Consider the following 15,943-nt stretch of genomic DNA (forward strand, 5'->3'; position numbering starts at 1 on the left):
GCAAAAGTAAGTTCAGACTATGCGCTTTGCATGAGCAAGCACAAGTTGCCAGCATACGCCCCGCCCCACGGGCGCACTTTAGCTGGGCAAAGGTTGGGGCGTGTAAGAAGGGCCTTGGCAACGCGGACCCTGGGCAGTCCAGGCCAGTTTATCAATGCACAGCTGCCGCTCCTTCATGCTCTTATCCCAGGCGTGGTATACTAAGTACTCCGTTTTGCCGTCGGAGCTTAGCACGTGAGAATGGTGGCCGGGGCCGCGCACGTGCCCATCCACGGCATGGAGCACCCGCGGACCCTTTTCCGCACCTGCATCGGAATAAGGACCCAGAATACTATTGGCCACGCAGTAATCGACGCCGTAGCGGGGCGTGAGAAAATTAGCGCCACTATAGAAGCAGTAATACTTGCCGTTGTGTTTACGCACAAAGGGGCCCTCCAGCGTATGCCACTCCTTAAATGTCTGGTTGTTGTAGAGCGGCATCGTGCGGTTCTTCTCGAACACCGTCCAGTCGTGGCGGGCCCGCATCACTGTGCGACTTTCTCCGGCTAAGCTGGTCATGTTAACGAGACGGTCTACTACTAGGCCAGTGCCGGGGCGGTACCCATCGTTGGAGTCAATGAAGTCGCGGGCGTAAAACAAATACCACTGCCCATCGGTGTCGCGGTAGGGGTGGGCGTCAATCGTAAATTTACTGTCAGGCACGTCTAGCAGGCCCACTTGTTGGTAGGGTCCCTCGGGCGTTTTGCTGGTGGCCACGTGCAAGCGGTGGCCTACGCTGGCGCCAATGGCCCCGCCCCCTATGGAGTAATACATGTAGAAGGTACCATTGTGGTACACCACTTCCGGGGCCCAAAAGTCGGCTCCTTCAGCGCCTGCAGGCGGAGTGAGGGCACCGCCAGCGTTCTTCCAATCCACTAGGTTAGTAGATGTGAGCAAGGTAAAGATGCGCCCATCGGAAGTGCGGCCTTGCCCCGTGGTGCCAAAAGCGTAGTAGCGACCTTGGTGGCGCAGCACGAATGGATCGGGGAACTGACCAGCATATACGGGGTTAGTATACGTGCGGGCGGCCCGGGCCGCCGCTTGGTGCATAAGAGCCAGTGAGGCTAAGCCAGCAGCAGCTTGCTGCAGAAAATGACGACGAGAAGGCATAAACGAACGAGGGTGGGAGAAAGGATGTGTACTGAGTAGCCTTAATTTATGCCTCAAACTACGAGACAATAATCTGGGCACGCATGCTGGCTTAACCAGAAACACCGCACTATTGAGTAGGATAGAGGACCGGATATTGCAGCAGCAGAAGTGGGAGTAAGATGCAGGCTGGCACTACTGAATTGCGACAGCCAATATGAATAGAAAAATGCAAACGTTTGCATAAATTGTAACATAAACTTAGATTGCACCGTCTAGAGCTCGACAGACTACCCAAGTAACACCTAGCACGAAACCAGTCTACGCACAGAGTAGTAGTGCAGTAAAAGCCTCAGAATCGCCCTTTTTGGGCATAGCTTGCTGTATTGCCATTAATCCCTCAGGCTAATCATATAAATAGCTAAACCAGAACAATCAGCAGGCAGGTGATACAATCGTTTGCATTCGATGGTGCTTGCTCTGTTGTTACTTGACGTAGCTCTTCATTCTTTTTCGACCTGATTCCATCCTTCCAAATTCCAACACTGATGAAGAAAGTTCTCCTCTGCTTAATGGTTTTGGTGGCCTCACATAGCACTTATGCTCAAAAATCCAAAGTCAAGATAAAGGGAGCAGGAGCAAGTACGGTAGTTGACAGTAGACGCTGGACGGTAGATAAAGCCCAAGCATGGTACAAAGCACACCCTTGGCTTTCGGGTGCAAACTTTACGCCTAGCACCGCCATCAACCAGCTAGAGATGTGGCAGGCGGCTACGTTTGATCCGGCCACCATCGACAAAGAGTTGGGCTATGCAGAAGGCATTGGGTTTAACACGATGCGTGTATTCCTGCACAGCTTAGCCTGGAAGCAAGACCCAAAAGGCTTTAAGGAGCGAATGAACACGTATTTGGGGCTGGCTGATAAGCACCACATCCAAACGATGTTCGTGTTCTTTGACGACTGCTGGAACAAGGAACCTAAGGTTGGGGTGCAGCCGGAGCCTAAGCCCGGTATTCATAACTCTGGTTGGATGCAGGACCCCGGTGAGCCTGTTTCGCGCGATTCGGTGGCATTCATTGCCTTGAAGCCCTATGTTCAGGACGTACTCCGGGCCTTCAGCACCGATAAGCGAATCTTACTGTGGGACTTATATAATGAACCTGGCAATAACGGAAAGTTAACCAGCTCCCTGCCCCTTGTGCGCAACGTGTTTGCCTGGGCCCGTGAAGTAAATCCAGAGCAACCATTGAGTGTAGGCCTCTGGAATTGGGAGTTTAGCGCCCTGAACACCTATCAGGCAATGCATTCAGATGTGATTACTTACCACTGCTACGACGAATTAGCCTCGCATCAGCGCATCATTGACCTGCTACAAACCCACGACCGCCCTCTGATTTGCACTGAGTATATGGCTCGCACGCGCAACAGTCGTTTCGCAACCATCATGCCCATGCTCAAGAAGCGCAATGTGGGCGCTATAAACTGGGGTTTAGTGGATGGCAAAACCAATACGAAGTACCAATGGGAAACGCCCTTGCCCGATGGCAGTGAGCCTATAGAGTGGTTTCATGAGGTGTTCCGGAAGGATGGCACCCCGTACCGGGAAGATGAGACCACGCTGATTCGCAACCTGAACCGTAACTAAGTGGCCTAGGCCATAGTCATCCCAAGCACCGATGGCAACCTGCTTGCGAAGTAAGTCTGCGAGTGGTTTGCACTAGCCTTAGTTCAACCGTTTGTAATTCTGATGCGTGTATTCTTCATGCGCCTGTTGTTAGGAGTAGCTCTTCTGACAAGCTCCCTAGGCCACTCCCAGCACCAGCAGGCATCATCGGGAGCTACGTTTACCAATCCTCTGTTGCCTTCCGGCGCCGACCCCTGGAGCATCTACCACAAGGGCTACTACTACTACACCCATACCACAGGCGTTAATATTACCCTCTGGAAAACCACTTCCCTCAGCCAACTAGATAAGGCTGAGCATCGGGTAGTATGGACGCCGCCAGCAACAGGCCCTAACTCGCGCGAAATCTGGGCCCCGGAGCTGCATCGCATCAATGGAAAGTGGTACCTGTACTATGCCGCCGATGGGGGCCGCAACGACGATCACCGCTTGTGGGTATTGGAAAATAGCTCCGAGAACCCGCTGCAGGGCACTTGGGTTGATAAAGGCCAACTGCGCGACGTAACTAACAAGTGGGCAATTGATGGCTCTGTGTTCGAGAACAACGGGCAGCTGTACTTTGTATGGTCGGGCTGGGAGGGGGATGGCAACGGGCGACAGGATATCTACTTGGCCCGCCTGAAAAATCCGTGGACGATCGACGGCCCCCGGTTGAAAGTTTCTACTCCAGTGTATGCCTGGGAGCGGAATGGTGACCTTTCCGCTACTGATAATCCAGCTCACGTTGATGTAAATGAAGGTCCTCAGGTGCTTCGGCACGGCAACAAGTTGGTGCTGATTTACTCAGCTAGCGGGTGCTGGACCGATTACTACGCCTTAGGTATGCTCACGGCTCCCGCCAATAGCGACCTACTGCAGCCCGGCTCCTGGACCAAGTCGCCTATGCCAGTATTTCAGCAAGACCCGGCCGCTGGTGTATATGCCCCCGGGCATAATTCCTTCTTCAAATCACCCGATGGTACGCAGGACTGGCTCCTCTACCACGCCAACAATGCACCAGGGCAGGGGTGTGGCCGCCTCCGCTCTCCCCGAGCCCAGCCCTTCACGTGGAACCCCGATGATACACCCAACTTCGGGCGACCCATAGCCCCTGGAGTACCATTAGTGCGACCCTCTGGAGAGAAATAGCCAACCTGATCAGGTAAGGCATTAGTAATGTCGGATATAATCCCAGCTAATAGAAAAAGAATTTAGTTAGTTCCTAATGCGCAATAACAAGAGAAAACGTGCAAACGTTTGCAACATTTATTGGCTTTTTAGGTACTAGCAATGTTTAACTCCAATTTGGATAGTAAAAGAACCATTGATTTTACGTTGGGTACAAGGCGTAAGAATTGATTCTGTCAATCTGATTATCAACATTTTCATATGCATTCTTGACATTGGTACACTTGATGTTTAACATTACGGCAGAAATTGGCCCTTTTTAGGTTTGTAAGGCTTCCGTGTTCTGGGCCGCTTCCTTATAAGCACTTAGTACCTCGTTACCCAAGCGAGTCTGTTTTTAGAGTGAATGCGCAAACGTTTGCATCAAGCTTAAATGCGCAAACGTTTGCAAATGATGTTCCCACCATTTCTTTTCCCACATAGCCCCTATGAAAAACACCCTACCCAAACTGGGGAGGCTAGCGCTTCCAGCTGCGCTGGTTGGCCTTCCCATGGCAGTAGTTGGAGCCCCCACCGCTGCAACTGCTGCCCCCGCACATAATATAGCGGCAACTCCAGCCCTAGTAGCTACTACCGTATCGGGTAGGGTACTTGACGAGAAAGGGCAGGGGATGCCGGGCGTAACCGTTCTGGAAAAAGGTACTTCCAACGGTGCCACTACCGATGCCGACGGCCGCTACTCCCTTACCGTAGCCGACAATGCCACCCTTTCTTTTTCCTTCGTAGGGTATACTACCCAGGAAGTTGCGGTTAATGGGCGCACCAGCGTAGATGTAAATCTGGCGCCCGATAGCAAAGCCCTGAATGAAGTAGTAGTAGTAGGTTACCTCACGCAAAAGCGGGAAGATGTAACCGGTTCCGTTGCAAGCGTTAGCGGCCGGGAGGCGCAGCGCGCACCAGTTGCTACCATTAGCGAGGGTATTCAAGGGCGTTTGCCGGGCGTGCAGGTTATCAACTCCGGGGTACCCGGTCAGGCTCCTATCATCAACATCCGGGGCTTGGGCTCCATCAATGGGGGGAGCGGTCCGCTTTACATTATTGATGGGCTATGGGTCGATAATATCCGAGATTTCAACCCTCAGGACGCCGAGTCGATTCAGGTGCTGAAAGATGGTGCTTCATTGGCTCCGTATGGCTCACGGGGGGCTAACGGAGTAATAATCATCACCACTAAAAAAGGTAAATCTGGTGCGCCTGCTATCAGCTTCAACGCGTACGCAGGGGTGCAGAAAATCAATAAAACCTACGACCTGATGAACGCCCAGGAGTGGGCAGTCATCAACCGGCAGGCCTACGAGAATGCGGGCAGACCTGTTCAGCCGTTCGTTGCAAATTCGCCCGGTGTAGATACTGATTGGCAAAAAGAGCTGATTCGTACCGGCTCGGTGCAGGATTATAATCTGGGCTTTTCGGGCGGCGGACCAAATTCCAACTTCCTACTATCCGGCGAATATTTCACTCAGAAAGGCACAGTGCAGGGGCCTAAGTTTGAGCGCTACAGCGTGCGTTTAAATTCAGGCTTCAACCGGGGCCGCCTGCGGGTGGGTGAGAGTCTGCAGTTGGCTCGTACCAACCAGACCCTTCTGAACGGCTTACCCTTCCTGGATGTGCTGCGTATGCTGCCCATTATTCCGGTGAACGACCAAGCAAACCCCGGTGGCTTTGGTTTCGGCAACAACAACGCCAGCACTTTCGGAACTAACCCTATTGCGCTGCAAAAGCTGCTGAATAATACCAGCGTGAATAACCGCTTGCAGGGCAACGTGTATGGGGAGCTGACCATTTTCGACTTTCTGCGCTACCGTCTCAATTTGGGCGCTGAGTATCTGGGCTATCACGACCGAGAGAAGCGGCAATATGGGCAATGGCGCCAAAATGACCCGCTGAATCCTTCTTACTACGCGGAGAACCAGGGCAACAACCTATTTACGCTAGTAGAAAATACCCTGACGTTTGACAAGAGCTTTGGGCAGAACAACTTAACGGCCGTAGCTGGCTACACTGAGCAGCACCAGCATAACGAGTTTACCCGCGGACGCAATAACGGCTATGGTGTTGGTCCAACGTACTACTGGGCCCTCGATGCTGGCAGCAGCGCCCCACAGGTGCAAGGCTCTTCGTTCACGTACAATAAGCGCTCTTACCTAGGCCAGGTTACTTACGATTACGACCAGCGCTACCTCCTAACCGGCGCGATTCGCCGAGACGGGTCTTCGCGCTTTAGCCCCGAAAACCGCTACGGTACGTTCTGGGCCGCATCCGCAGGCTGGCGTATCTCGCGGGAGCAATTCTTTGAAGGCCTGACCGACAAGGTGAGCAACCTGAAGCTGCGGGCTAGCTATGGCGTGCTTGGCAACGAGCTGCTGGGCGGCGAGTACGGCGGTGCCTACCGCTGGCAAGGCGTTATTAATCCCAACGTGAACTACCCATTTGGGGGCGACAATATCCAAAACGGCAGCATTCAGACTCAGCTGCCCAGTAACGACATCGCCTGGGAAGAACGCCGCACGGCCAACTATGGCTTTGATCTTGGCTTGTTGGAAGACCGCTTGACGCTTTCGGCTGATTATTACCAGTCGGAGACCCGCAATGCGCTAGTTGACCCTGCCATTCCGCTGGTGCTGGGTAATGCCGGAAGCAACCCTTACCGTCGCGTGGGACGCATCCAAAATCGGGGCTTCGAGCTGGTTGCAGGCTACAACGAAAACCGGAGCGCTTTCAAATATGGAATTACTGGCAACTTGACCACCATCAGGAATAAAGTAACTAGCCTAAGCAATGATGCCACCTCGCCCTTCTTCGTATCAGGCCCCGGCGAATCAACGCGGACGGAAGTAGGCTACGAGCTGGGCTCTTTCTACCTCTACCAGTTTGATGGCATCTTTCAGACTGGCGACAACATTGCTACCAGCGCGCAGCCTACAGCCCAGCCAGGAGATGTTCGCTATAAGGATGTGAATGGCGACGGACAGATTACTGCCGCCGACCGGGCTCACGTTGGCCGGGTGTTCCCCAAAATTCAGTATGGCCTGAACCTAACGGCGAGCTTTGCGGGCTTCGATGTGGCTGCCTTCTTCCAGGGTGTGCAGGGCAACGATATACTGAACACGGGCCGCTACTGGCTTGACCGCACGGATGATAATGGCAACTACCGCCGCGACTTCAGCCCCTGGACGCCCAGCAACCCCTCTACTACTACGCCCCGCGCTATCATTGCGGGTGGAGGCGGCCAGGCCGGTGAGGCAGCTATTAACAACTCCCGTCTCAACTCGACGCGGTGGCTGGAGGATGGCTCCTACCTGCGCCTGAAAAACGTGCAGATCGGCTACACAATTCCGAAAACGCTAACGGATAAGGTGAAAGGCGTTGGCAGCTTGAGGTTCTATGTAACGGGGCAGAACCTGTTCACGATTACCGATTACAGTGGCTACGACCCGGAAGTAGTAGGCCTAGGCCTGCTCACCCGTGGGGTGGATGAAGGCAGCTACCCTAACATCCGCACGGTATCGATTGGCGCTCAGCTTGGCTTCTAGGCCTGTCGGCGCGTGTGTTTACCCCATCCATCTGAACTCCCATGAAACAACATACTCTCCGCTTGGCCGCTTTGGCAAGCAGCCTGCTGCTAATGACAGCTTGCGAAAAAGACTTCCTTAATCAAGTTAACCCTAACCAGCCTACAACTGAGTCGTTCTGGAAAACGGAAGGTGACGCTGTAAAGGGGATAAATGCCGCATATAGTGGCCTACAGCAATTAGGTACCTACCGGCGCTGGTTGAACTTTGCCTACGACCTGCGCTCAGATGAAGGCTTCAGCCAAAGCCCATGGGGCGAGCTGGCCGACTTCACTCGCTTTACGCAGGCTAACTACGATTTTGAAGTGTCGCAGAACCTGTGGCGCGACCATTACCGGGCCATTTCGCGGACCAACCAAGTGTTGGCCAATGTGCCAGGCATGCAAATGAATGAGACGCTGAAAAAGCGGATCATAGGGGAGGCTCATTTTTTGCGGGCTCTCTACTACTATAATCTGGTCACACTTTACGGCAATGTACCGCTGGCGCTTACCCCCGCCGACCCCACCAACTTGCCGCCCCAAGCCACGGAAGCACAGGTGTACGAGCAGATTATCACGGATCTGCAAGCCGCCAAGCCGGACCTGGATCTGGTGTACACCGGTGGCAACGACATAGGCCGGGCCACGCGCGGCGCGGCCACCACGCTGCTGGGCAAGGTATATATGCAACAGCGGAAGTGGAGCGAGGCCTCAACACAGTTTCAGGAAGTTATTGCCTCCAACCGCTACCAACTGACGGCCAACTACACCGATAACTTCCGGCATACCACCGAAAATAACTCCGAATCTATCTTCGAGGTGCAATTCTCTGACGCCAAGCTCGGCGGCAACGATGGCGACGATGCTACCTCTTCAGAAGGTGGCCAACGCTCCCAGTTCTGGGGCGTACCGGGCGCTGGTTTTGTAGATGGCGAAATACGCCCGTGGGTGATAAACGAATTCTTGAAGGAAGGCACCACCACCGGGGCCCGCGACCCACGCCTGGCGGCCACCGCCTTTTATAATCGCCGCCAGTTTACTACTACGCTGCCCGTAGACGCAGATACGCTGGTGTACGGCAAGGGCTTCTTAGAGCGATTCAAGGGCAATGCCCGCGACCTGAGCCGCGTGTATTGGCGCAAGTACCAAACTGACTATTATCGCACCTTCGAGAACTTCGATTCGCCCATCAACCACCGAGTGATGCGCTACGCCGATGTGCTGTTGCTACAGGCTGAAGCCCTGAACGAGCAAAATCAAACCAGCAACGCTATTCCGCTAATTAACCAAGTGCGTAACCGTGCGGGTTTGGCGCCCCTCACCGCTGGCACATTCACGCAGGCTACCCTGAGGACCCAGATAATGCATGAGCGCGTAACGGAGCTGGCCGGTGAAGGCCAACGCTGGTTTGACCTTAAGCGCTGGGGCCTACTTGATAACCAGGCAGGCCTAGATCAGCTGAAAGCCCGCGACACCGACTTTAACAGCTTCCGTCTCGACCGCTCCCGTCTGCTGCCTATTCCGCAGTCGGAGGTAGACCTGGCTCGCTATCAGCAGAACCCTGGTTGGTAGGCCAGTTAAGTGGCGCTTAGAAGAAAGCCGTTCCGACCATGGGCCGGGGCGGCTTTCTTTTTCTGGCCTAGATTAGCAGATGCCGCTTAGCCGTTAGGGGTGAGGTATCTATTCTGTTTTCCGCTTTTCTCGATTGCTATGACTTCCTTGTTTCGATTGCTACCCGTGAGTGTGCTGGCTTTCACGCTGGCGTGCCAGAGCTCTTCGGCTCCTCCTGCGCCCTCTCCAGCACCCCCAGCCCCTCCCACAACTGCTACATTCACAAACCCCCTGCTCTCAGTAGGCCCCGACCCTTGGGTGTACCAGAAAGACAACGTGTATTACTACATGAGTACTACCGGGGGCAACATCACCATCCGGAAAACGGGCAAGATGTCGGACCTGGGCTCGGCAGTGAGCACCGTGGTATGGACGCCCCAGCAGGGCGGCGTTAACCAGCGCGACCTGTGGGCCCCGGAGCTGTTTTTCCTCGACGGTAAGTGGTACATCTATTACTCGGCCGACCCATTCTGCTGCGCCGGCCACCGGGTGCACGTGCTAGAAAATGCAAGCGCCGACCCCACTACCGGTACCTGGACGTACAAAGGCCGGATTGCCAACCCTAATCAAGACCTGTGGGCCATTGATGGCACTGTGTTGGAGCAGAACGGCAAGCGCTACCTGATTTGGTCGGGCCACGAAACAGAGGGCGCGGGCACTCAGCGCCTCTACATCTCAGAAATGAGCAACCCCTGGACCCTGGTAGGGCCGCGCGTAGAACTCTCGCACCCTGAGTTTGCCTGGGAAACGTTGGGTGACCCAGATGTAAACGAGGGCCCAGAAATAATCAAGCATGGCGACAAAACGTTTCTCGTTTACTCGGCCAGCCACTGCAGCACCGACGATTACGCCCTGGGTATGCTCACGGCTTCCAGCACGGCCGACCCGATGCAGCCTAGCTCCTGGAAAAAATCGACTGCTCCCGTCTTCGTGAAAAACCCTGAAGGTCAAGTTTTCGGGCCTGGTCACAATGGCTTCTTCAAGTCGAAAGATGGTAAGGAGGACTGGATTATCTACCATGCCAACCCACGAACTGGTCAAGGCTGCGGCGACAACCGCAGCCCCCGCATGCAGAAGTTTACCTGGAATGCAGATGGAACGCCCAACTTTGGTACTCCGGTAGCCGTGGGCACGGCGCTACCCAAGCCAGCTGGCGAATAACCCCCGAGTTTATTTACTCTTCCGACGATTGTAGCTTTTCCACTGCATGGCATTTAACCACAAGACTACCCTGGCGCTAGGCCTCTCACTCGGCCTGTTGGGCGCCTGCCAAACGGCCACCACCAGCGTCAGCACGCCTACTGCTACGACTACCGAAACGAAAGCCGAAACCGAAGCTCCGGCTATTTCCATCGTGAACCCGGTGCTGCCCGGAGACTTTCCCGATCCTTCCATCATGAAGGTGGGCGACACGTACTGGGCTACGGCTACGTCCTCTAATTGGGGGCCAGTGTTTCCGCTGCTCAAATCCACGAACCTTACCGACTGGGACCTGGTAGGCCACGTGTTCCCGAATGAGTTGCCCTCGTGGGCCGACTACTACTTCTGGGCCCCGGAAATCAGCCAGGAAGGCGACAAAACCTACATCTACTACACTGCCCACAAGAAGGGAGGCAACTTAGCTGTGGGCATAGCTGTGGCCGATACCCCCGCCGGCCCATACCGCGACCTGGGCCCCCTGGTAGCACAGAAGGATGGCTCGATTGATGGCTTTCCGATGCGCGATGAAAACAATCAACTTTACCTGATCTGGAAGGAGGATGGCAATAGCGTCAATCAGCCTACGCCCATTTGGGCGCAGCGCCTCAACGAGGAGCACACGGCGCTGCTAGGGGAGAAGAAGGAGCTATTCCGCAACACAGTGCCTTGGGAAGGCAACTTGGTGGAAGGCGTGTGCATGGTGAAGCGCAACGACTATTACTACGCCTTTTATGCTGGCAACGGCTGCTGCGGCCACAACTGCACCTATGGCATTGGGGTAGCCCGTGCCAAGAGCCTGCTGGGCCCGTGGGAGAAGTACGAGAAAAATCCCATCCTCACGAAAAATGAGAAGTGGGCCTGCCCCGGCCACGGAACGGTATTCAATCGTGGCAACCGTTGGTACATGCTGCACCACGCGTACGACACCCGCAGCTTTGAGTTTGTGGGACGGCAGGGGGTAATCAGTGAATTCAAGTGGACCTCCGACGGCTGGCCGGAGTTCCGCAACGACGGAACCGTGCCTACCAAAGCGGCGCCGGTTGTGCCCCGCAACTTCAACGATGAGTTTACCAACGCCACCTTGCAGCCCTCGTGGCAGTGGCCGGTGGAGGAGAGGCCTACGGTAGCCGTGCGCGACGGGAAGCTGTACGTGACGGCCCGGCCTCAGCACAGCGGGGCCGTGCTAGGCCAGCACACCACCACCGCCGACTACACCGCTACTACCACGCTGCTAAACCCCGGCAAGCTGCCCGCAGGTACGGTGGCCGGCATTGCCGCGCACGGTGACCCAGAAAACACCTTGGCCCTTACCGCCGGCAGCGGCAAGCTGCAGCTCTGGCAGCTGGAGAAAGGCAAGCAGAAAGCCTTGGGTGAAGTGAAGCTGCCCACTACTGCCACGGCGGCTGTTGCCCTACGCTTGCAGGCCCAGCAGGGCAATCAATTCCGCTTTAGCTGGAGTGCGGATGGCGGTAAAACCTGGCAGGGTGTACCCGGTGCACCAGCCCTCATCAACGGCGCTTACCTGCCGCCCTGGGACCGGGGCGTGCGTGCCGGGGTACTAGTCAAAGGCCCTGCCACGGCTACCGCCGCCTTCGAGGAGTTTAACCTTGAGAATGAAGTGGTAACGGCGCAGACGGAAGGAGACAAGTAACCTTTGCGCGTTAGTCGTTTTGGTAGCGTTGGTCCAATACGCCTTCCTTAATAGGAAATAAAAAAGCACATCATCCTGAGCTTAAGCGAAGGCTCCTGTTGTGGTAGCACGAGGCGCTAGGCCACTCGTTCTTGCCTGATAGGAGCGCCTACGCTTGAGCTCAGGATGACGTGTGTAGGGAGGCATCCGTTTATAACCCCTTTAGTCAGATAAGTGGCGTGGCCTAATCAGCCTGGCTAGGCCACTTGTGCCCGGAGACCACCACCTCACCAGGGGTGCTGTTTGCTAGGCCTCTGCCTGGTTGGGCATGGTGTGCAATTTTGTTCCGGAAATTTTCTAAAAGGAAATTTCCGCGACGCAGGGAATACTAAATGTGAGGACAATGATGAGTTCTGACTTGAAACCCAGTACTTTCCCACTAATCTAAGCCAACTCAGCTCATCAACTGCCTTCCTGAAACTTGGCGAAACCTCTCATTCTGCCGCGCAATACCGCATTGGTGTGCGCAAATAGTCTTAAATAGTACGTCGATTTGAGTGGTGACTTCTGATGCCGCCCTGGTCTTTCTACCATATGCCCCCATTTTCCTTTCAATAAGCACACTTTTTCATTCTTTGTAGTAGCATCATGCATCAGCTTGCCACTCTAGATTACATTGTTTTCTTCATCTATTTCCTGATAGTTGCCGGGTACGGCATCTGGATCTACCGGCGGAAGACAGGGCACGACGGCACCATTGAAGGTGATTCCAAGGACTACTTCTTGGCGGAAGGCTCCCTAACCTGGTGGGCCATTGGCTCATCCCTCATTGCCTCCAACATCTCCGCCGAGCAAATGGTGGGTATGTCGGCTTCAGGCTTTAAGATGGGCCTAGCTATTGCCACCTACGAGTGGATGGCTGCCCTCACCCTCATCATCGTGGCTGTGTTCTTCATTCCGGTGTACCTGAAGAACAAGATTTCCACCATGCCGCAGTTCCTGCACCAGCGCTACAACGGCACGGTGGCCATGATTATGGCCATTTTCTGGTTGGCGCTGTACGTGGTAGTAAATCTTACATCCATTTTGTACCTCGGCGCCATTGCCGTGAGCAGCGTTTCGGGGCTGGGCCTCAACTTCTGCATGTACGCCCTGGCCATCTTCGCCATCATCATCACGCTGGGTGGTATGAAGGTAATTGGCTTCACCGACGTAATTCAGGTGTTCTTCCTGATTCTGGGTGGCCTAGCTACCACCTACTTGGCTCTGAATCTGGTGGCTGAGCACTACGGCCAATCGGGCGTGCTAAGCGGCTTTAAGCTCATGACGGAGCAGGCCAACGACCACTTCCACATGATTCTGGACCGCAAGAATGAAAACTACCTCGACCTGCCCGGCCTCACGGTTCTGCTGGGTGGTATGTGGATTGTGAACCTGAACTACTGGGGCTGCAACCAGTACATCACCCAGCGCGCCCTGGGCGCCGACCTGCCCACGGCCCGCAACGGTCTGCTCTTCGCTGGCTTCCTGAAGCTGTTCATGCCCGTGATTGTAGTACTGCCTGGTATTGCTGCTTTCATCCTGTATAAGGAAAATATCTTTGGTGCTGAGATGATGCAGGACGGTGAACTGAACCCTGACCGCGCTTACCCCGTGCTGCTCAACATTCTGCCCGTAGGCCTGAAAGGATTGTCGTTTGCCGCTCTTACTGCCGCTGTAGTAGCCTCGCTAGCCGGTAAGGCCAACTCCATTGCCACCATCTTCACCCTCGACATCTACAAGAAAGTACTCAACACCGGGGCAAGCGAAAAGCGCTTGGTGAGCGTGGGTAAGATTGCCGTAGTAGTTGCGGTACTGCTGGGCGTGCTGATTGCTCCGTTCCTGGGCATTGATAAGAAAGGGGGCTTCCAGTTCATTCAGGAGTATACAGGCTTTGTGTCGCCGGGTATCTTCGCCATGTTCATCCTGGGCTTCTTCTGGAAGCGTGCCACTTCGGCCGCGGCCCTGTTCGCCACCATTGGCGGCTTCCTGCTGTCTATCTTCTTCAAGTTCCTGCCCACTTTCGCTGACCTGTCGGGTCTGGCGCCCTTCGGCTTCTCCGTACAGAATGCAGCTGGCGTGTATGAAATCCCGTTCCTCGACCGGATGGGCTTCGTATTCATCATCTGCATCATTGCTATGGTTCTGATTAGCCTGCTGCAGACCAGCCGCGGTGTGAAAACCAATGGCTTGGAAGTTGATGCCAGCATGTTCGTGCCCAACCGCGGTTTTGCCATCGGCTCCATGATCATCATTGTAATCCTGACTACTCTCTACACCATCTATTGGTAAGGAGCACTGGCCTAGCGGCAACGGCTGCCGCTAGGCCAGTAGCATAAACAAAGAGGCCCGTTTCCAAGAGTGGAAACGGGCCTCTTTGTTTAGAGCCATAGTTTGGGCTAGGCCACCATTAATAAAAATCGAAGCTAAGAATGGAGCGCAAGGGGAGAGCGATACCTGATTTCAGGGTCAAATACTCCTCGTGCGTGGCCCACACGGTAGTGTGCACGCGCTTGATCACGCCATCATCGGTGCGGAAGTAGATGTCCAGTTTGCCGTGGTAGGCGTTGCCGAGCGTAGAGGCCCGCTCGGCATCGTGGCGGCGGCGCTGGATGGCCGCTTTATCCGTTAAAACATCCTCCGGCGCAAAACGCAGCTGGGGAATGGTTTCCTTCTCAATAGTTTCAACGGCCGGATCGGTGGTTTTCAGTTCAGGTAACATGACGCAAATAGGGTAAGTCGAGGTTAGAAAGCCTGGGCAACTAAAGTGGTAACTACCACGTGAAGAACGCGTGAGGTGCCGCACTGGTATAGGAATACCCGGCTCTTATCTCGTTTGTTTACGCCAGTTCTGCTAAAAAGGCCATGGTATCTACGCCATCCGCGTAATCGGCAATGCCCGGCTCCTGCGCCCGCCCCAACGGAAAGCTACCTGGATACAGCCCCCCCGACGATACCAAACACTGGGTCTGGGCGGCCACGTCGGTGAGCTGATCTACCAAGTCTACCTCACTGGTATACTGGCTGTAATGGAGCACCGATATAGGGGAGACCAGCTGGGCGTTTTCCGTGACTAGCAGGAAGCCAGAGTCGAAGTGGGGCACGCGGTTTACCAGCAGAATGCTCTTATTGTAATCGTAGTTGTTTTGGTAGCGGTTGTGCTCCAGCACGTGATGCCAAGGCGCCAGCGAGTCGAGCAGCTCCTTGAAATTATAGCCCGCGGGCACGTACAGCTTGCTCACGTTGCGGCAGCCCAGGCCGTAGTACCGGAAAATATCGGCGCCCAACAGGCCTAGATCATGCTCCGACTCGCGGCCCGTGATGATGGCCAAGCTGGTACGGTTGCGGCGGATGATATTGGGCTTCTTGCCGAAGTAGTACTCGAAGTACCGGGAGGTATTGTCGGAACCGGTGGCAATGAAGGCATCGGCGGCATTGAGGCGCTCCACAAACTGCAGGCGCTCTGCGAACCGAGGTTCCAGGCGCACTAACTCACTAGATATCCAGCGCATCAGGAAGGTATCGTCCTTGCTGAGCTTAGCCAGCAGCGTGTGGCCCGAAAGCAGCACGCACAGCAAATCATGGAAGCCCACCAGCGGAATGTTGCCGGCCATTACCACCCCAATTTGCCGGGGAGTGGTGGGCTCGGGGCGGTAGCGCGCGGCCCACTGGCGTAGGGGCTCTTCTTGCAACAAGTGCGCAATGCCTTTAATGGCGGCCGCCACGTTGGGGCGGTCGAACCAGGGGTTTTGGTTACGGGTGCGGTACGCCAGCTCCGTAATTTCTTCGTCGGGAAGTTGGGTGAGATGGTGGCCTAGCGCTACGAATGCAGCTAATCGTTCGGAGTGATTCATTAGGGAGAAACAAAATCAATGCATCAAAAGTAGTCAAGAGTGTACGGCTAATTTCTAATTTTGCCCGTTCGCGCAC

At 54.9% G+C, this 15,943-nt stretch carries 10 protein-coding genes; 7 read left to right on the plus strand and 3 right to left on the minus strand.

Features of this window, described 5'->3' with window-relative positions:
* Window positions 1-78 precede the first annotated feature (78 nt).
* Complete coding sequence (locus tag EU556_RS23100; protein ID WP_210116356.1) at window positions 79-1,149, minus strand: glycoside hydrolase family 43 protein; 1,071 nt, start codon at window positions 1,147-1,149, stop codon at window positions 79-81.
* Between the two features lie 527 nt (window positions 1,150-1,676).
* Between EU556_RS23100 and EU556_RS23105 the strand changes: the two genes are divergently transcribed.
* From EU556_RS23105 to EU556_RS23135, 7 genes are all read left to right on the plus strand, one after another.
* A complete protein-coding gene (locus tag EU556_RS23105; RefSeq protein WP_135436617.1) occupies window positions 1,677-2,774 on the plus strand; it encodes a glycoside hydrolase 5 family protein in 1,098 nt (365 codons plus the stop codon).
* Window positions 2,775-2,876: 102 nt separating this feature from the next.
* Complete coding sequence (locus EU556_RS23110) at window positions 2,877-3,941, plus strand: glycoside hydrolase family 43 protein (protein WP_135436618.1); 1,065 nt, start codon at window positions 2,877-2,879, stop codon at window positions 3,939-3,941.
* Window positions 3,942-4,408: 467 nt separating this feature from the next.
* Window positions 4,409-7,513: a SusC/RagA family TonB-linked outer membrane protein gene (locus EU556_RS23115; protein WP_135436619.1), complete on the plus strand. Its 3,105-nt coding sequence runs from the start codon at window positions 4,409-4,411 to the stop codon at window positions 7,511-7,513.
* Between the two features lie 41 nt (window positions 7,514-7,554).
* Window positions 7,555-9,105, plus strand: a complete 1,551-nt coding sequence (locus tag EU556_RS23120; RefSeq protein ID WP_135436620.1) for a RagB/SusD family nutrient uptake outer membrane protein — start codon at window positions 7,555-7,557, stop codon at window positions 9,103-9,105.
* 138 nt (window positions 9,106-9,243) lie between these two features.
* On the plus strand, window positions 9,244-10,305 hold the full coding sequence (locus EU556_RS23125; RefSeq protein WP_135436621.1) for a glycoside hydrolase family 43 protein: 1,062 nt from the start codon (window positions 9,244-9,246) through the stop codon (window positions 10,303-10,305).
* A gap of 46 nt (window positions 10,306-10,351) precedes the next feature.
* Window positions 10,352-11,995 carry a family 43 glycosylhydrolase gene (locus EU556_RS23130; protein ID WP_245327859.1) on the plus strand — a complete coding sequence of 548 codons (1,644 nt, stop codon included), beginning with the start codon at window positions 10,352-10,354 and terminating at the stop codon, window positions 11,993-11,995.
* 627 nt (window positions 11,996-12,622) lie between these two features.
* A complete protein-coding gene (locus EU556_RS23135) occupies window positions 12,623-14,305 on the plus strand; it encodes a sodium:solute symporter family transporter (protein WP_135436622.1) in 1,683 nt (560 codons plus the stop codon).
* 118 nt (window positions 14,306-14,423) lie between these two features.
* Here the strand turns inward: EU556_RS23135 and EU556_RS23140 are convergent, their stop codons facing one another.
* Window positions 14,424-14,735 carry a hypothetical protein gene (locus EU556_RS23140; protein WP_135436623.1) on the minus strand — a complete coding sequence of 104 codons (312 nt, stop codon included), beginning with the start codon at window positions 14,733-14,735 and terminating at the stop codon, window positions 14,424-14,426.
* Between the two features lie 118 nt (window positions 14,736-14,853).
* Window positions 14,854-15,867, minus strand: a complete 1,014-nt coding sequence (locus EU556_RS23145) for an acyl-CoA reductase (protein WP_135436624.1) — start codon at window positions 15,865-15,867, stop codon at window positions 14,854-14,856.
* Between the last annotated feature and the right edge of the window lie 76 nt (window positions 15,868-15,943).

The organism is Hymenobacter fodinae (assembly GCF_004745825.1).
GTDB lineage: Bacteria > Bacteroidota > Bacteroidia > Cytophagales > Hymenobacteraceae > Hymenobacter > Hymenobacter fodinae.